General features: G+C 50.2%; 15 protein-coding genes and 1 pseudogene. 10 read left to right on the top strand and 6 right to left on the bottom strand.

Annotated elements, in window-relative coordinates; translation table 11 throughout:
- Positions 1 to 35 precede the first annotated feature (35 nt).
- The gene (locus tag LN737_RS01685) at positions 36 to 1715 is read left to right on the top strand and encodes a NuoM family protein (protein WP_405520275.1); all 1680 of its coding nucleotides are present in this window, start codon (positions 36 to 38) and stop codon (positions 1713 to 1715) included.
- 1 nt (position 1716) lies between these two features.
- Here the strand turns inward: LN737_RS01685 and gldG are convergent, their stop codons facing one another.
- From gldG to LN737_RS01670, 3 genes and pseudogenes are all read right to left on the bottom strand, one after another.
- Positions 1717 to 3384 (bottom strand): gliding motility-associated ABC transporter substrate-binding protein GldG, encoded by a 1668-nt coding sequence (gldG, locus tag LN737_RS01680; protein WP_405515661.1) that lies wholly within the window; start codon positions 3382 to 3384, stop codon positions 1717 to 1719.
- A 69-nt stretch (positions 3385 to 3453) separates the two neighbouring features.
- On the bottom strand, positions 3454 to 3702 hold the full coding sequence (locus LN737_RS01675) for a hypothetical protein (protein ID WP_405515659.1): 249 nt from the start codon (positions 3700 to 3702) through the stop codon (positions 3454 to 3456).
- Between the two features lie 69 nt (positions 3703 to 3771).
- Positions 3772 to 6977, bottom strand: a pseudogene (locus LN737_RS01670) (putative LPS assembly protein LptD).
- A gap of 94 nt (positions 6978 to 7071) precedes the next feature.
- On the opposite strand from LN737_RS01670, the gene LN737_RS01665 reads away from it, so the two are divergent.
- From LN737_RS01665 to LN737_RS01655, 3 genes are all read left to right on the top strand, one after another.
- Positions 7072 to 7923, top strand: coding sequence for an N-acetylmuramoyl-L-alanine amidase (locus tag LN737_RS01665; protein ID WP_405515658.1), 852 nt, complete (start codon positions 7072 to 7074; stop codon positions 7921 to 7923).
- Between the two features lie 175 nt (positions 7924 to 8098).
- A complete protein-coding gene (locus LN737_RS01660; protein ID WP_405515656.1) occupies positions 8099 to 9112 on the top strand; it encodes an MlaD family protein in 1014 nt (337 codons plus the stop codon).
- A 60-nt stretch (positions 9113 to 9172) separates the two neighbouring features.
- Positions 9173 to 10783 carry an acyl-CoA carboxylase subunit beta gene (locus LN737_RS01655; RefSeq protein ID WP_405515654.1) on the top strand — a complete coding sequence of 537 codons (1611 nt, stop codon included), beginning with the start codon at positions 9173 to 9175 and terminating at the stop codon, positions 10781 to 10783.
- A gap of 11 nt (positions 10784 to 10794) precedes the next feature.
- Here the strand turns inward: LN737_RS01655 and LN737_RS01650 are convergent, their stop codons facing one another.
- From LN737_RS01650 to LN737_RS01640, 3 genes are all read right to left on the bottom strand, one after another.
- Positions 10795 to 11217 carry a cytochrome c gene (locus LN737_RS01650; protein WP_405515652.1) on the bottom strand — a complete coding sequence of 141 codons (423 nt, stop codon included), beginning with the start codon at positions 11215 to 11217 and terminating at the stop codon, positions 10795 to 10797.
- Positions 11218 to 11277: 60 nt separating this feature from the next.
- Positions 11278 to 11865 carry a gliding motility lipoprotein GldD gene (gene gldD / locus LN737_RS01645; RefSeq protein ID WP_405515651.1) on the bottom strand — a complete coding sequence of 196 codons (588 nt, stop codon included), beginning with the start codon at positions 11863 to 11865 and terminating at the stop codon, positions 11278 to 11280.
- Between the two features lie 139 nt (positions 11866 to 12004).
- Positions 12005 to 12295, bottom strand: a complete 291-nt coding sequence (locus LN737_RS01640) for a hypothetical protein (protein WP_405515649.1) — start codon at positions 12293 to 12295, stop codon at positions 12005 to 12007.
- 185 nt (positions 12296 to 12480) lie between these two features.
- Here LN737_RS01640 and LN737_RS01635 point away from each other — a divergent pair, with 185 nt between their 5' ends.
- From LN737_RS01635 to LN737_RS01610, 6 genes are all read left to right on the top strand, one after another.
- Positions 12481 to 12750, top strand: coding sequence for a hypothetical protein (locus LN737_RS01635; protein ID WP_405515647.1), 270 nt, complete (start codon positions 12481 to 12483; stop codon positions 12748 to 12750).
- Positions 12751 to 13045: 295 nt separating this feature from the next.
- The gene (locus tag LN737_RS01630) at positions 13046 to 13492 is read left to right on the top strand and encodes a response regulator (protein WP_405515645.1); all 447 of its coding nucleotides are present in this window, start codon (positions 13046 to 13048) and stop codon (positions 13490 to 13492) included.
- A complete protein-coding gene (locus LN737_RS01625) occupies positions 13489 to 14250 on the top strand; it encodes a polysaccharide biosynthesis/export family protein (RefSeq protein WP_405515643.1) in 762 nt (253 codons plus the stop codon). The genes LN737_RS01630 and LN737_RS01625 overlap by 4 nt, the downstream gene beginning before the upstream one ends.
- 9 nt (positions 14251 to 14259) lie before the next feature.
- On the top strand, positions 14260 to 16452 hold the full coding sequence (locus LN737_RS01620) for a GNVR domain-containing protein (protein WP_405515641.1): 2193 nt from the start codon (positions 14260 to 14262) through the stop codon (positions 16450 to 16452).
- Positions 16449 to 17744, top strand: coding sequence for a lipopolysaccharide biosynthesis protein (locus tag LN737_RS01615; protein ID WP_405515639.1), 1296 nt, complete (start codon positions 16449 to 16451; stop codon positions 17742 to 17744). Before LN737_RS01620 ends, LN737_RS01615 begins: the two co-directional genes overlap by 4 nt.
- Entirely contained in the window at positions 17696 to 18823 is a 1128-nt protein-coding gene (locus LN737_RS01610; RefSeq protein WP_405515637.1) for a glycosyltransferase family 4 protein, read from the top strand. The genes LN737_RS01615 and LN737_RS01610 overlap by 49 nt, the downstream gene beginning before the upstream one ends.
- Positions 18824 to 18827 lie beyond the last annotated feature (4 nt).

Below are 18827 nucleotides of genomic sequence, written 5' to 3'. Positions count from 1 at the left end.
TAGATAACGATGGCAGTATGCTGTCGGAGACAAGTATGATTCTTTCGCTACTTATTTTTCTGCCTCTGTTTGGTGCCTTGCTGGTGGCGCTGTTACCGGCAAACCTGACAGCGCAGTTACGAAGTATTGCCCTGATCGTTACGTTGGTCGAGGTTTTGCTGGCAGCTGCAGCATACACTGGTTTCGATAAGACGGTGGCGGGCTACCAGTTGCTTGAACAGGCCGACTGGATCACATTGCCACTGGGTAATCTGGGGATTGCTTCGATCCGGTATCTGGTTGGCGTTGATGGAATCAGTCTGCCACTAGTCGTTCTATCGGCGGTGGTCATGCTGATTGGCGTTATCTCGTCATGGAATATGACACATCGGCTTAAAGCCTATTATTCGCTTTATCTGCTCCTGACGGGTACTATTATGGGGTGCTTTCTGGCCCTCGATTTTTTCCTGTTTTTCCTGTTTTTCGAGTTCATGCTCCTGCCAATGTACTTCCTGATTGGTCTGTGGGGCGGTCCTCGGCGGGAGTATGCATCGATTAAATTTTTCCTGTACACTTTACTAGGATCACTGCTGATCCTGCTGGTTATGATTGGGCTATACTTATCCGCTATGGACCCCGTCAGTACAGCGGTGGCGGCTGGTATTGTCGCCGATCCATCAGCCGTAACAAGCGACATCATTGGCAGCCTGCAGACTTATCTTCAGAATGGTCAGTTAAATCCATCGCAGATTGTCCATACGTTCGATATGCGCTATCTGGCAGATGGGGGTAATTATTTACCGGACGCCTTTCTGAATTCATCGGTAGAATCGGCCTTGTTGGGTTTACCTACCCGGATGCTGGCTTTCTGGGCTGTATTCATCGGTTTTGCCATTAAGCTGCCCATTGTACCTGTACATACGTGGCTACCCGATGCACACGTAGAGGCACCTACTCCCGTTTCGGTTGTTTTGGCGGGAGTGTTACTTAAGATTGGTGGTTACGGCTTCCTTCGTATCGCTTGGAACTTCTTTCCGGATGGGGCTACCGAATACGCGCAAACGCTGGGTAGTCTCGGCGTCTTATCTATTGTGTATGGAGGCTTAAATGCGCTGGCACAGGCCGACGTTAAGAAAATGATTGCTTATTCGTCGGTGTCGCATATGGGCTTTGTGCTGCTTGGCGTTGCTTCACTGACGGCTGAAGGCATCAACGGGGCTATTTATCAGATGGTGAGTCATGGCGTTCTCTCATCAATGTTGTTTTTGATTGCTGGCGTGTTGTATGACCGTACCCACGACCGACGTATTGACTCGTACCGGGGTTTGATGCAACCCATGCCGCAATACACTACCCTGACGGCCATTGCCTTTTTTGCGTCGCTCGGCTTACCCGGATTCTCTGGATTTGTCGGCGAACTGTTTACACTAATGGGCAGCTTTCAATCGCCATGGTTACCCGGCTGGCTGACGGCCGTTGCCACGACGGGTATTTTGCTGGCTGCCGCTTACTTTCTCTGGACGCTCCAGCGCATGTTTTTTGGCCCGACCTGGGTACGCCCTTTCGAGTCGCAGTCAGACGTTACATCGGTACTTCCTGATCTGACCATTCGGGAAAAACTAATGCTGGTTCCGCTGGGGATTATGGCGTTAGGATTGGGCTTATTTCCGAACGCAATTTTCAATCTGACCAGTGCTACAGTTGCTCAATGGCTGGTGAAATTTTCGGCAGAATAAGCTAGCGGCCATATTTCCGTCGGCGGGCAAACTGCCAAACGCCCCCCACTAAGCCTACCAGTGCCAACGGACCAAGGAGGTTGAGGACTTGCCAGCCAGTCCGATTCGCATCGACCCGAATTTTGTCCAGCGGCCGTAACGTAACGGTTCGGGTTCTTGCGGAAATAACTCCGTTTGGATCGATCAGGTAATCGATGGCGTTCAGCGCAAAATCTTTATTGGCGAAGGTATTGCGTGTAAATCGATCGTAACCCAGCGGGTAGGGGGTGTTACGTTTGTAATCGACATCATTGACGACTAAATCCCCATCTGAGCAGACCAGAACCCGCGATTCAACCCCATCGCTTCTGAAGCCTGCCGCACGGGGATCGCCGGGTAGAATTCGATTGGCAAACATCGACTGAAACTTACCTTCCAGCAAACAGCCAATAATGCGGGCACCATCGTTGTAGGTTCGCGGATCAGGTTGCTGCCTGGCTTCATTATACGAAATCAGGGCAGGTGTTTTCAGTATTTTCGTATAGGGCGAGGTCATCAGTAACGGCGTTTTGCGAATGCCCACCGAACGTACCGTATCGAGCGTACTGATAAATCGCCCAAGTAGGGCATCGAGATTCCGGACAATCGGATTGCCTGATGATCCGAAATTATTCAGCAGTGGATAAAAGCGCCAGGGTACCAACTGAATATTGGGCTTGTCGCCGAGGTTGCCCACATTCAGCGGGATCGGTGCACAGTAATAATCTTTCACAATGTCGCGGTTGACGCGAACACCCCAGCGAAAAAATAAATCATCCAGATTCAGGCTTAACGGCTGGGCGTAGGTGCCTTCATTGCTGACGCTATCCACGCGCTGCCCGTCAACAAAAAATAAAGCCCGGCCACCATTGACGACAAACTGATCGAGCTTAAATAATTCGTCTTCCGAAAACGGTTTATCTGGTTTGGGAACCAATACAACGTCAAGGCCAGCAATTGGCCCCGGTTTGGTCATGTCAATAAAATACAGATCGTAATTCTGCTGTACTGACGCGAGTAAATCGGCAAAACGAGAGGGAGGTACCTGCGTATGACCATACAGCAGGCCGACGCTACGTCGCTTACCTTCGGTTTGGGTTAGTTTTCGAATGGCCGATGCCAGCTGAAACTCGACACCTTCGTATGACTGGTTTAACTGATCCTCTTTTGAAGCGGTTTTGTTGCCTTTTAACAATAAAACAGGCGTTTCTTTGCCCCGATACGAAACAATAGCGCCCGGGAAAATCAGTTTTTCGGTACGTTTTCCGCCTTCTGAGGCAAACAGATTGGTGGGTGTTAAACCGCGCTTTTGCAACGTTTCGATGAATTTATTTTTCTCATCGGCATTGGTAATAGCGCTGGGGTCAATGAACCGATACGTTACCGTTTTGCCGGCCCGGGCCTGAAACTCATCCAGTGTTTCCCGAACGGCAGTCTCGAGTCGCTTGAAAGCCGGAGGTAAATCGCCAGTCAGATAGACGTCTACGTGAATGGCATCGGGCAGGTCGGCCAGAAGCGTTTGCGTGGCGCTGGAGAGCGTGTAACGTTTTTCCTGGGTTAGATCGAGCCGAAAAAAAACGAATGCCGACAGCAAATTGACGGCAACTAACCCAGCAAGAATAAGCAATGTGCGCAGGGATGCGGATTTCATACGTGACCTTAACGAACAAGTCAACCGATATGGTCTACGGAGTCGCTTTGGTGGATCAACTTGTTGAATTTAATTTAACCGTTGTTCAGAGATAGCCGCCAGATTTATGGCTTTTGCATCGGCCTCTGCTGCCTGGGGCGTGTCAAGTTTATCAGGCTCGATCCCTAACTCTTTCAAAATTCGATACTGACGGGCCTCTACGTAAGCCAAACGGGCCAGAATTCGATTCATTCGGGCGTCCTGTTCGTCCTGACGAGCCAGGATATAAGCCGTTTTTACTTCCAGTTCATCAAGGCGCTGTTTGTCGCGGTCATTCATAAAATGGCATGATTAAGAATCGGCGGGCAAGTTACTATTTTTTGGCTCTTTACTTACATCCAGTCACGGCTAGCGGCCATAAAAGCCACCATTATCGTAGAAACTCCGCCGACGGCTGAGCTTCAGTTCCTGTAGGATGGACGAGCGGGCCCGTAAGTCGAAGGAATAGTTACCCGCGCGAATGTTATTGCCAGAGTAGGGAGTCCAGTTAAAAGCCATTTCCCAGCAGTGCAGATCACGGTTGATGCCAATCGTTGTAAGAGTAGGACTATGAAACTGGAAATCGTACCCGGTTGTGATCGTTACTTTCCATTTGGGCGTCAGGCTTAGGTCGCCCGTTAGCGTCAGTGCCTGTACTACCTGCGAAAGCTCCGGGGTGAGCTTCGTGAGGCTAAACGTGTAGCTGACATTCATCGACCAGGGGACATTGAAATCGACGTAAAGCTCCGGATTGTTATTGATCGCTTTCATGGTGGCATCGGAAGCGTTCGGGCTAACTTTCTTTTTATCCGCCTGTTTCGGGGCAAACCGGGCGCTGACGTACGCTTGTAAATTCGTCATGCGCAGCAGCCCCTGACCGGCCTGAAAGGCATAAAGATTAGGCACTTTCGTGTACTCCTGCCCCGTGTACGGCTGGTCGATACGCAACCCCTGAATTGTTGGCGAGAACGCAAGCGGTGTTAAGGTTGATGGTGTTGTGCCGAACAGGGCTGATGTTGAGCCGAAATAATATTGCTCGCTGCCGCCATAAGCCCGGAGTGCATACGGGTCGAACGTAGACGAGAAATTGAAACTAATATTCTTGAAAATCTGCGTATTAGCACTAACGGCAATAGGGGATAGCTTATAATCGGGAGCCAGGAAGTTATAACTACCCGTGACGCTCAGGTTATCGAAAATTGGTATCTTCTTAAACTCCTGCCCGGCCGAATCGCTTCGGGTACGTACCTTCATTTCCAACTGATTTACAATACCGAAGGAGATAAAAGCGGCCTGCGTACTCGATGCACTGCTGCTCCCCCGTCGATCCCCCTGAAGACGGATAATGTACGGCGATATAACGGTAGGTTTGCTAGTGAGCCGACGGCTGGTAAGATCTGAAATTGCCCAAAGGATGGGTCGGTGAAATCGGGAACGTAGCTGAATGAAATGGAGGGAGCAACCGTGTGTCGAATCGCTTCAATACGTTTCCCCCGTATGAAATACGTACCGTAGAAGCGCGTGTTCATGCTGGCGTTAACCGAGAAATTATACGATGGGAAAAACCCACGTGCTGTATCGATACGAACCGCATTGCTGTCGGCAACGTATTGATAATTCAGCTTTCTGGTAAAAATATTTCCCTGTAATGAGAAGCCTGGCGTTAGGTTGATATAACGTAGCAGCTTAACGTTTGGCAGTGAAATCGGGATACTATACCGGGCCTGTACGACACGGTTCTGCAAAATCCGCTGCAGGTTATCCAAGTTGAAGACAACCAGATTCGGATCCTGAGCGACAATGCCTAAGCGGATGTTATTGGCACGCGTAATACTATCCTGAATACGTTGAATCGAGCTGATTGCTTTCAGATTTGTGATTACCGGGAAGCCCAGCCCGGTTGTATCTACCTGACTGCGGATGGTGTTGCTAATGGCAAACGAACCACTCACATCAAGCCCTACCCGAAAGCTCTCGTACCACCGGCCACTTCCGCCTTTCAGCGCAAAAGGTGCAATCTGATTAACGCCAAAATTGAAATCCGAAGAAACGTCTGTTTTACCATTTACACGCACCCCCGTCCGCTGATCGACCTGGCCAAACTGCTGATTGACCCGGATGTTGGCGCCTGCCCGAACGTACTGTCCAAATGTCCGGCTATACTGGACAGATGATCCCGCTACGTTGGAAATATACGACTGAGTGCTGTACGTATTAAACTGGTTATAGCTGTTGCTGGTGATATTGACATTGGCCGAAAAGCTTCCCCGTCCGTGTGGGATCGGCGAGTGCGACCAGCTAAATGCAAAATCATTTCGGGGGCTCGTAGTTGTGTCGACCCGGTCGCCAGAGCGGTTGCGGTTAAACTGAAGGTTTACGCTGCCGCTGTACCGATACCGTTTGTTATACGCCGACGATAAACCTACACCCCAGCTACCTCGCGAGTAAATCTGCCCTTTAAACTGCAACCCCAGATTTTCACTAACGGCCCAGTAATAGCCGCCGTCGCGCAGATAGAAACCCCGGCCATTTGGTTCTTCACCGTATTGTGGCACAATAATGCCCGATACGCCAATCTCTTTCCGTTTTGGGAAGGGGAAGAAACCAAAAGGCAGCCCAATTGGTAAAGGAATCTGATTGATGACCAGGTTAAATGGGCCCGCTACAACCTGCTTGTTGTGAATGACTTTTAGCTTGCTGGCATTAATATGAAAGTGGGGAGTCGCCAGATTACAGGTTGTATAGATGGCTTTGCCGATATACAAATTGTCTTCCGCGTCTTTCTTTACCGTTGTGCCCCGGATATTGCCTTCACCCTGTTGCGTTATAACCCCCTGGATACGTCCTTTTCGGGATTTAAAATTATAGCGGATCTCTTTGGTGTCGTATTTACCCTCGCCGTCCTGAAAAATAGGACGGCCAATCCACTTTTTGCTGGTGGAATCATAACGCCCTTTTGCGTACACTTCATTCGTCAGATAATTCAGGCGTATGTAGTTGGCTTTCAGGGAAATATCGCCGTAAATGACACTGGCATCGCCAAATAGCTCGACGGTCCGTCCATCGGCTGAATAGATGGTCGAATCTTTGGCTTCGTATTTAACAGTCGTCTTAAACGCATCGGCATCCTGAGTCGAGTCCGTTCTGGCCGTATCGTTAACAGCTACGCCTAAAGAATCGCTGCCAACCGCCGTACGGGATTGCGGACGAACAGCATTAGGCGACACAATACCCGGTACGGTCCGATTCGTTGTACCGGTCTGCGAACGGGGGACGGTCGTAGTGGCTGCCGGTTTTGTTGTATCCGCCAGCGTACTGCGGGCTGGTGAATCCGACACACGTTGCGCAGGTACCGTAGCCGGTGGCAAACCACCCTTGGCCGGCTGCTGCGGGGTGGACGTATTTTGCCCCAACGCGTTGAGCGCCCAGAGGAACCAGATAAGACAGAGCGTTGTCTTGGTCCATATCAATTGTGTTCGCGAGGGCCGCAAAATAAAGTATCGTTTCGTTGGGACTATTAAAAAAATTATATTTGCCAAAAGACCGTTAAATCTATGGCTTACAAAGGTATTCACGAACGGTTATCTCGCTATTGCTTTGAAACGTTTTCCGCTGTTAAAAATTATTAAATCAAAGGGCGTAAAAACTACGGTTTTCACTCCCGGAATAGTGACAACGCTGGCCATTGTTGTGCTGCCACTATTGGCCTTGACAAGCCCGTCTTTGCTGACGCTAGAACCAACTCAGGATACAGTTCGAACCCGAACGGGGAACGCGCAGGACACCGAAACCAGTTCATCGGCAAATACCGCTCCCAGTCAGCTACGGACAGTGGTGCTCGATGCGGGTCATGGTGGCAAAGATCCAGGCACCCACGGACGTATTGCCAAAGAAAAAACCATTAATCTGGCATTGATACTCCAATTGGGGCGGAAAATTAAGGAGAACCATCCAAACGTTCGCGTTATTTATACGCGTTCTTCCGATCATTTTGTGGATTTATTCGAACGGGGGGCAATTGCGAACCGCAACCGGGCCGATTTGTTCATCTCGATTCACTGCAACGCCAGCCCATCGAGCAGCCGGGTTTATGGTACTGAAACCTATACGCTCGGCTTACACAGAACCCAGAGCAATCTGGACGTTGCCCGACGCGAAAATGCCGTTATTTTGCAGGAAAAGAACTACCAGCAAACCTATAAAGGATTCGACCCGAATTCACCGTTAGCGACCATTATGCTGGCTAACTACCAACACGCCTTTATTGCCAGTAGTATAAACTTTGCGGAGAAGCTGGAACGAAGCTTTCGGCACAATGCCAGTCGCAAAAGTAATGGCGTAAAACAGGCTGGTTTTATTGTACTCTGGAAAACGACCATGCCGAGCGTATTGATTGAAAGCGGCTACCTGACTAACCCAGAGGAAGAAGCTTATCTACACTCTGAAGAAGGGCAGGACGCCATTTCAACGGCCATTTATAAAGCGTTTGCCCAGTACAAGCATGAGCTTGAAGATAGCTAGACATGATACGCTGTCAGTAATTGATAGGTACATCTTTGCGATTATCGATTGTCAGCCGATAGCTAATTACTAATCAGGAAAATTTCAACTTTCGGGACAAACAGCCCTGAAAGTTGGTTATACCGACAACCAATTGGTTGGCACGCTTCTGCGGGCTGTTCACCTTCGCACACGCATGAAAATTTCTCAGGAAGTAAAAGTAGGCTTACTCGCTGTTGTCTCGCTGGCAATGTTCTACTTTGGATTTCGATTTTTAAAGGGATCAGACTTTTTTTCGTCAACAAATAAATATCAGGTTATTTACGATAACATTGATGGATTGACACCATCGAACCCGATTCGGATTAATGGATTATCGGTTGGCCGGGTAAAGAGCATCGAAATTTTACAGGATCAGCAGAACAAACTACTGGTTACCCTGGAAGTGAATAAAAACATCCGGGTGACGCAGGGCGCAAAGGCTTTTCTGGCCGATGACGGGCTGCTTGGCGGCAAAATGATTCAGCTGAACGTTGATCCCAGCAAACCCCTGCTGGCAGATGGCGGTATGTTGGTGTCTGCCCGGGAAACCGGATTGTCAGCGCTGATCCGGGAGAAAACGCTGCCTGTACTGAATAATGTCGATTCGCTAACGTATCAGCTTAATCGCGTTGTTGGGCAATTCGACCAGACGGGCGTTATACTGAACAAAACACTTGGTAGTGCCAATGCTGCCGTCGGTACGTTGGGGCTGACCGTTTCTGAAAACCGCGCGGCTCTGCAGACCACACTTGCGAACGTAAACCGGCTGTCGTCGTCGCTGATCGAAACCGAAAAACAGCTAAAACCGATTTTAACGAAAGCCGACAGCTTTGCGGATTCACTTCAAAGTCTTCAGTTGAAGCAAACGCTGGCGAGTGTCAATAAAACGGTTGAAAACCTGCAGACGATTCTGGCCAATATCAACAAAGGGCAGGGCACGTTGGGGAAATTCGCTTCCGACGAAGCGTTTTACATTAATGTCAATAAAACGACATCCAGCCTCGAAAAGCTGCTGACTGATTTTAGAGAACATCCCAAGCGTTACGTACATTTTTCGCTGTTCGGGCGGAAAGATGCTCCTTATGTAGCGCCAACCGCACCAGCCGGAAGCACGACCGTTACCACGTCGACCGTTATTGCCGCGCCTTCAGATTCGACTAAAAAGTAATGCGGGCAAAAGCCTGTAATTACAGCTTAAAGTCGCGGGTTACTGCCCGCGTTTCGTTGTATGCAGCCCTACCTTGATGAATTAAACCAACGTACCGCTCAAACCCAATTGGGTGGTGGTCAGAAAAAAATTGACGATCAGCATCGTAAAGGCAAGTTGACAGCCCGCGAACGAATTGCTTATCTCACCGATCAGGAAAAACCCTTTGTCGAAATAGGGTTATTTGCCGGAGAGGGCATGTATGCCGAACATGGCGGCTGCCCGTCGGGTGGGGTAGTGGTAGGTGTTGGTTACGTATCGGGGCGTCAGTGCGTCATTGTGGCCAACGATGCTACCGTGAAAGCCGGGGCCTGGTTTCCCATTACGGCGAAAAAGAATCTTCGCGCTCAGGAAATCGCCATGGAAAATCACCTGCCGATTATCTACCTGGTCGATAGTGCGGGCGTGTATCTGCCTTTGCAGGACGAGGTTTTTGCCGATAAAGATCATTTTGGCCGGACCTTCCGAAACAATGCCCAACTCTCGGCTATGGGCATTCTGCAGGTGGCAGCCATCATGGGTAGTTGTGTGGCGGGCGGGGCTTATTTGCCAATCATGTCCGACGAAGCCTTAATTGTTGAAGGGACAGGTTCCATCTTTCTGGCCGGACCGTATCTGGTGAAGGCGTCCATCGGTGAAGATGTAGACGCTGAAACCCTGGGCGGAGCCACTACGCAGACTGATATTTCGGGCGTTGTGGATAATAAATATCCCGACGATAAAAGCTGTCTGGAGGCTATCAAACGTATTTTCGATAAGCTGGGGCACTCGGCTACTGCTGGTTTCGACCGCATTGAACCGGCTGCTCCTGCCAAAAATCCCGACGAGATCTACCAGATTCTGCCGACCGATCGGGTAAAACCCTACGATATGCAGGAGATTGTGGACAGACTTGTGGATAACTCGGCTTTTGATGCTTACAAACCGGGGTATGGGCAATCACTGCTTTGTGGATATGCCCGCATCGACGGCTGGGCAGTGGGCATTGTCGCCAATCAACGTAAAGTAGTCAAAGCAAAAGGTCGAACGGGCCAACCGGTTGAGATGCAGATGGGCGGAGTTATTTATGGCGATGCCGCCGATAAAGCCGCCCGGTTTATTATGAACTGCAATCAGAAACGGATTCCACTGGTGTTTCTGCAGGACGTATCGGGCTTTATGGTTGGGAGTCGGGCTGAGCAGGGTGGAATTATTAAAGATGGCGCCAAAATGGTGAGCGCCATGGCCAACTCGGTAGTGCCTAAATTTACGGTAGTCATCGGAAATTCGTATGGCGCAGGCAACTATGCCATGTGCGGGAAAGCCTACGACCCTCGCCTGATGCTGGCCTGGCCAACGGCGCAAATGGCGGTCATGAGTGGCGCATCGGCGGCTAAAACGCTACTCCAGATTCAGGTTGCAGCTCAGAAAGCGAAGGGCCAACCCATGACGCCTGAGGAGGAACAGGCGCAGCTGAAAAAGATTACCGATCAATACAACGCGCAACTATCGCCCTATTACGCAGCCGCCCGGCTTTGGGTTGACGCCGTTATCGATCCGCTCCAAACCCGGCAAATTCTCTCCGAAGGTATTGCAGCTGCCAACCGTGCACCCATTACAAAACCCTTTTCAGTGGGTGTCATTCAAACGTAACACGGGCATCGCTATTTCCCTCGCAAAGCTTTTACTTCCTCGGCAGTGATTTCACTGGCTTTGTTGCCAAAATTGCTGCGTACGTAGGTGAGCACATCCGCTATCTGAGCGTCCGTCAGAAAATCGTGGGCGGGCATGGCATTATCATACGTATCGCCCTCAACTTCCTGACCCTGTAATCCTTTAAGCACTACGTTGATAAGCCGGGTTTTGTCGCCCAGCACCCAATCCGTACCACGTAGCGGTGGATTCAGGTTAGGTACGCCCGAACCGTTGGCCTGATGGCAGGTCAGGCAATTTTGCTCGTATATAAGCTGACCGGGCAATTTCGTTGTTGCCGCTGCCGGTTTAGGAGCCGGTTTCGTTGCTGGCTTTTTCGATTGGGCAAAAGCGACACTCGCTGAGAGGCAGAGTAATAGAAATGAAAGTTTCATAAAGTCAGGTTATTCAGTTTTTCCGTCTACGGCTTACGTAACATCACCGAACCCGGTCAATTATTTCCGCCATTTCAGCGTGTTGAGTAAATGAAGGATGTCTTTGCGAATGTACTGAATAACCGGCTGCAGTGAATCATTTTCCGTAGCCGTATTGAAGTACAGCGCCCCGCGCAAAAAATGAGTCGTTGAATCGGTAGTGACAAACTGAACCTGACTCGGCACTTCCCCCGACAGGTCAATCAGGCTTGCCTCCAGTCCAGATTTCAATCGGATTTTTCGCTGTTCAATGGCGTAAGCTTTGATGTTATGCCGTGCAGCTAATTTATACGCATCTTCGAGCATGGCGCGCAGGCGGTTTATATCGTTTTGAACCGGCTTATACGTCAGCTGAACGCTGGCGTGGTAAGTCGGATAATTAATGAAAATCCAGTGCGGCTCCGAGCGGGCAAACGTATCGGGCAGGATGCGGGCAATTTTGTTATATTCAAACTGGTACGGGTGAGTTGGCTCAAGTAGCTGGTACTGCGCTGTAGGCAAATCGAGTCGTGGAAACCCTTTCGGCTTCGGAACGTAGTTGTCCGACGAATTACTGCCACAGGCGGCCATGAGCAGGCCGCTTAGAAGGATGAGGAAATACTTGATCACAGATGGTACGTAGTCTGGATGGCCACATCCGGGTATAAGACGAAACGGGACACAGTCGGACGTGGCCGTCCGGACTACAACAGAAACGCAAAAGCCCGACAATTTGGTGTCAGGCTCTTATAAAGTCGTAAGGAGTCAGTTAAGCATTTACGTTCTCCAACTCCTCCTGACGTACCGGTTGACCCAGTAAAGTCGCAAATCGGTTGATGTTGAACGTCGGCTCAAACCAGACTTCGCCCATAACCGGATGCTTAACGGGTACGTCCGGATTTTTGATTTCGTTCAATAAGACTCCCGTTTCGCCGGTTGTATGGCGTTTCACCTGACGTATCGTGTACATTTTGTCCCGCTTGGGCGTCTGTACGCCAAATTCGGCGTAAAAAGCTAAAACAGGCGCCGGGAAATTGTCGTTTGTGCAAATAACTTCCATATCGGATCGAACCGCACAGCGGTCTGGATTTATCGGATTTGAATGATTAACAGGATTTTGGCAAAAAATGTCTTAAATCACGTCATAAAATTAGTGTGTCGGCAAAATTAGGCAATCAAACTATATCAACCAGTTCATTAATCACCCTAACCCCGCTGTCGTGACGGAATCCGGCAATACGAATCATGAATGAACAAGCGATTTTACAGGACGTAGCCAACAAACTGATCGAACGGTGGAAAATTGTGATGATGGAAGGGCAGAAAGCAAACGAAGCCCAGAACGAGGTAAAAATAAGTATTTACCGGCAGGAACGCCATTTTCTGGAAAAACTGATTGATGAGATTCGTGCACAGTTGCCGGGCGGTTTGCCCGAATGGGAAACGTACCGCCAGCACCCGGCACCGCCCATTTATTTTAGCCCCGACTCTACCGACGTAGAGCCGCGCTTCTGAGTTAGCAGGATGAATACTGTCCGGTATGTAAACAACTACGTACACGCTGGTTCCTGAATTACGTACTTTACAGACAGCGCTCTGTTTAATCGGTTAACCGTGATACCGGCTATAAACGACGGGGCTGATCAGCGTTCATATTTAATGCGTCAGTATCCCGCTCTTACTTTCCATTTATCGGAAAAAATTCCATCTGATAGAGTATAAAATAGAAATCTGGTAATTAATGTGCTGATAATTAAACTATTAACTAATTGGCACATCTTTCGACGTATTGGTTTCCAAACTATAGATTATGGAAGCCACAGAGTCACTATCCATCTTTATCGTCGACGACGATCCTTTCTGCCGGAGTTTCTACGAGCAGCATATTCGTAATCTGGGATACGACCAGATCACCATTTTCAGCGATGGGCAGGAATGCCTGAATCAACTAACCGCCCAGCCCGACGTCATTCTGCTCGACTATTCGATGGAACCATTGAATGGCCTCGACGTACTTCGGAAAATCAAACGCTTCAATCCTGACATTTATCTGGTGATCGTGTCGGGTCAGGAAGAGTTGCAGGTAGCCGTCAACGCCCTCAAATACGGCGCATTCGATTACATTATAAAGGGCAACAATGACCTTGCTAAAATAGAGGCTGTTCTGAAAAAAATTCAGGAGGTGATGGCTCTCCTTCAACAGCAGCAGGCGCAAAATCGTTGGAAAAAACTTTTCAGCCGCTTCGGAACCATATGAAACGGGTCAGGCAATCGCTGGGTGGGATATTGTTGACCGTGCTTGCCATCTGGTTTTCGGGTTGCGCATCGCACAACCTGTTTCAGGCACAGCCAGTTCCCGGTCATCCACCGGTCGATTCCACATTTTTCGGTCAGGAAAACGTCCAGTATCGCATTCGCAAAGACGATAAGGTCAGCATCAGTATCTGGAACCACGACGACCTAAGTGTTGGCTCGCTGTACAGTATATACAGTGCCAATGAAGTGTACGGCAAGTGGGTCATGGTTGACCCCAATGGCGAAGTGGCCGTCCCGAAAATTGGCCGGGTAAAACTAGCGGGTCTGACGCTGCTGGAGGCCCGTAAACGATTGCTTGCCGAATTCACAAAATGGCTTGTTGAGCCAATCATCGACGTGCGGGTGCTGAACCGTGAAGTAACCATACTGGGGGAACTGAAAAGCCCGGGCAAATTTCTGCTCGAAAAAGAATCCAATACGCTCGTTGAAATGGTTGGGCGGGCCGGCGACTTCGATATGTATGCCGAGCGGGAGGCTGTGAAAGTTATACGTACCATTGACAATCAGCCCCATACGATCATTATTGATCTAACCCATATGGATCAGTTTTCCCAGCGCAACATCCAGATTCTGCCGGGCGACGTAATCTACGTACCTGCCCGGAAAAGTAAATTCTGGGATAAGCGGGCCGGTCCGAGCGTACTGCCCATTGCCAGCGCCATCACAACGATTGCGGTATTGTTCAAAACGTTTTTTTAATCCATTGGCATGTCTGAGTTATCAAAAACGCTGGGGTTGTTGGGGCCGTTTGTGCGGGGGTTGCCCTTCATTGCGGTGATGATGACTATTGCGCTGTTTCTGGCAAATCGGTACCTGAAATATTCGACGCCCATGTACGAGAGCATGGCCAAAATAAAGCTGGCCGATGTGAACGAAGGCGCCCCCAGCGCGAATCTTTACAAGGATTTTGATGTGTTTGTCAACACCAGTAAAATTCTGGCAGAGGTCGAACTCCTGAAGTCAAATGTTCTGCTGACAAAAGCACTTAACAGCCTCGACCTGGGCGTGATGATATACCGGGTCGGTAAGCTACGGAAAACGGATCTCTATGGTCAGTCGCCGATACGTATCACGGCGGAATTCACCAACCAGAAATTATACAATCAGCCATTTTCGCTGGTTATTCAGCGCGACTCGCTGCTGACAGTTACCTTACCCAATGGCAAAACCATTCCCTGCGAACTCAACCATATCGTTACGTTCGATGGGGGAATGCTGTTCATTGGCTCCAACAATGCCGTACTGGCTAAACGCCCGAACCTGGTTATCAACGATAAATTTCAGTTCATCGTCCGGACTAAAGAAAATGTTGTCGAATCCGTTGTCGGCGATCTGGACGTAATGGCGGTCGATAAAGATATTCCTGTGCTACGTATCAGTTATAAAAGCTCGGTGCCGCAGAAAGCCGCCGATGTAGTAAATGGTATTGCAGCCGCTTACATTGCCGATGGCGTTGAAGATCGATTTCGGGCTGCCGATACGACCGTCGGGTTTCTGAATCAGGAACTGAAAGATTACGCGTCCCGGCTCACCGCTAGTGAGCGGGCCATTGAAGGGTATCGTAACGCCAAAAATATCATCAACATCAAACAGGAGACGGAAACGGACCTCCGAAAAATTGCCGACCTGAAGAAACAACTGTCGAGCGTACACATGAACGTACTGGCCATCGACAGCCTCAACCGTAACCTGCGCCGAAACCCTGACTTTCTGAAAACAGCGCCCAATTTTGAAGCCTTTACGGACCTGCTTTCAACCGAAATTATCAAGAAAATGAAGCAGTTACAGGGCGACCGACGCGAACTGCTGGTACGTTATACACCCGATCATGAGAAAGTCCGGCTCGTTGATACGCAGATGAACGATCTGGCCGACTACATGAAGGAAAGCATCAACAACACGCTCACCAATCTTAAGATCAAGTACAATGATCTGGCTGTAACCATCACGGAAGCTGAAGCCGCTTTTGTGGGGCTGCCGACCAAAGAAAAAACCATGACCATACTGGAGCGTAACTTCAGTCTGGATGAACAGATTTACCGGTTTCTGCATCAAAAACGAACCGAAGCCGACATTGCCCGGGCGGCTACCATTTCGTTTCACCGGGTTATCACGGAAGGAAAAGTAGCGCGTACGCCGGTTTCGCCAAACCCGACACTCATCAAAGTACTGGCGGGCTTTCTGAGCCTCCTGTTCAGCGTATTGCTGATCTACGGCATCCATTTCATGAAAGCGCGGGTCAGTTCCGAAACGCTGATTCAGAAAAATTCCGAAACCCCGGTTGCTTCAGCCGTTCCCTACTTCAAACCGGGGCAGGAGTCGCTGCACTTTCGGCAATGGGCGCTGCATATGGACCTGAAACAATGGTTGCAGCCGGGCTCCGTTGTGGTTGTTTCTTCGTTCGACAAACGGGAGGGCAAACGTACCATTACGTGTGGACTGGCCAGGGCACTGGTCAATCTGGGCAAGTCGGTACTGATTGTTGATGCCGACGGGATGCTGGAAGGGTTGAGCGAGTTAGGCGAGGTCGATTATATCAACTTGCCGATGGTCGATGATTATTGGCAGCGCCCAATCAGTTGGCAGCCTCTGCTCGCTAACTGGCGCAATCGTTATGACGTAATACTCATAAAAAACGCATCGATCACGCAGGAGTCGGCAACGGTGATGCTGATGGCTTCCGGTACGCTGAATCTGATGCTACTCGATAGCCGCCGAACGCGGCAGAACCGGATTCTGGAAGCGGATCTGCTCAAGGAAAATCTTAATCTGCCCCTGATGCAGTTTGTGCTGAACCGGGCTGGCTATACGCCATCGGTGTTTAGTGAACTGATGCAATTCGTCCGTAAAGTGGTGCCCCGCCGTTCGGCTAAACCAAGACCTGAAGCCCAGGCCGTATGATGATGACACAACGTATCAAACAGGAACTACTGTCTGAAAAAGGGCTCGTTCTGACCGATCAGGTGATTGTCAGCGGGTCGGCTTTTGCCACTAACATGCTGCTGGCTCAAGCGCTTGGCGCATCGGCCTACGGTCGGTTTTCGGCAGTGGTGCTTTGCCAACTGTTTCTGTTATCCATTCAGCAGGCGGCAGGCAGCGGTATCTATCAGGTCATCTGGCCAGCTTTAGCCGCTCCCCTTCAAAAACGGTATACGGATAGTCTGTTGTACGGACAACTCGGCTGGCTGAGTAGCCTGCTATTGGGTAGCTGGGCGATGTATCAGTTGATGCCGGCGTTTTTTGCGGGCTATGAGGCCAGTCTGCTCCTGGCGGCTTCCCTGTCGACGGGTTTGTATCTTTTACAGGATTTTCTCCGTAAATGCCTGCTCGTACAGCGACGCGCTGACCGGGCTGTGCTGCTCGATGGGCTGACAAATGCCGGGCAATTGCTTCTGTTACTGTTGTTTCGGATGCAGGGAGCGTTGTCATTACAGGCCGCCATCTGGATTGTTGGCCTGACCTTTCTGCCATCCATTGGACTAGGTCTCTTTTGGCTGAAACCCGGTCGATACCGACGTGCTGATCGGTTTATGGCCTGGCGTTTACACCGGCAGCAGGGGGGATGGATGTTATTGTCGGCTCTAACCCAGTGGCTGGCTGGCAATTTTCTTATCGTAGCGGCTGGCTGGTGGCTGGGTGCCGCTGCCCTGGGTGCCTTGCGGTTAGCACAGTATATTTTTGGCTTGCTGAACGTACTGCTCCAGGCGCTGGAAAGCTACGTAGTGCCAAGGGCGGCAAAAGTAGCCAATTCACCTACTGATCTGGTGGCTTATTTGCGGTCGGTGCTTGTGAAAAGCCTGCTGGGTTTACTCCCGTTGCTGCTTATTCTGACGCTGGGTGCTGAGCCGCTTCTTACGTTTGCCGGGGGCGCCGACTATCACGATTTTGCCTACGTCATGTATGGGTTGACGGCCGTATACGTACTGGTTATCTGTAGCTACCCCATACGGATTCTGCTACGTGTTCGCCAACTGAATAAACATTATTTCGCTGGTTACGTACTGGCTACGGTCGTTAGTCTGGCTACGGCTTCATGGCTCATTGGGCACTTCGAACTCAAAGGGGTATTGGTCGGCCTGTTTCTGACGCAGGCCATCCTGCTTATCTACTGGCTCCTGGTTTTACAACACAACGGTTTATTACAATGGAAATCATCCACCTTATTCTCGGCAAGGCCAATCCGGCCCGAATGAACGGGGTTAACAAAGTCGTGCATGACTTGGCTACACAGCAGCAACAGGCTGGGTTCGCCGTCGAAGTATGGGGTTTTTCGGCCAATCCGGTTCACGATTATCCGGAGCGGACCTATACAACACGTCTGTTTGGGGCCAGTCGCAACCCGTTTGGGATTAGTGCCTCGTGGAAACAGGCAATTATGAGCCGCAAGAATACGATTGTTGTGCAACTGCATGGTGGGTTTGTTCCCCGGTTTTATGCAGCCGCCCGCTTTTTGCAACAACATCAAATACCTTATCTGATTACGCCCCACGGTAACTACAACTGGCACGCCCTACAGCGAAGCCGGTTACGCAAGAAATTGTATTTCAACCTGTTCGAACGCAATTTGCTGAATGGCGCTGGGGCTATTCATGCCCTGGGTCAGAGCGAGATAGATGGCTTACAGAGTATTTTTCCGAATGAGAAATCGGTACTGATTCCGTACGGTTTTTCGGCGCTGGCCAACGTAACGGCGGGCGCTCCAGCGGAGTTTATTGTTGGCTTTTGCGGTCGGCTGGACATTGATCATAAGGGTCTGGACCGGCTGATTGAAGGATTCGCTCTGTTTCGGGAAAAGGCACCCTTCGCCCAGCTCTGGATTATCGGTGACGGACCCCACCGGCAGCAGCTGGAAAAGATGGTTGAGCAGCTTGCCCTGCGTCAGTACGTTGTTTTTTGGGGGAGTCAGTTTGGCGACGAGAAAGTACGGCTGCTGAGCCAGTGCAGCGTGTTTGTGCACGCGTCGCGCTATGAAGGGCTGCCTGTGGCTGTACTCGAAGCGGCCTCGTTGGGTATTCCCTGCCTGGTTTCCGAAGCGACGAATGTGGGTGAGGCCGTCCGCTCGTTCGATGCGGGGTACGTAATCGGGCAGGGCACGTCCCCCCAAGTGGCGGAAGGATTATCGAATCTCTATCAGCAGTGGCAGACAGACCGGCTTATGTCACTACGGCGGAATGCCCGGCGCATGGTTGATGAGGAGTTCAACTGGCCCCGGCAACTGGATCTGTTCAATCAACTGTATCGAATGATAAGAGGAAAATCAACGCTGGTTTAGGCCG

It is taken from the genome of Spirosoma sp. KNUC1025, from assembly GCF_045160025.1.
GTDB lineage: Bacteria > Bacteroidota > Bacteroidia > Cytophagales > Spirosomataceae > Spirosoma.
Note: the sequence above shows the minus strand (reverse complement) of the source record. Positions and strands in the feature narration are given on the sequence as shown.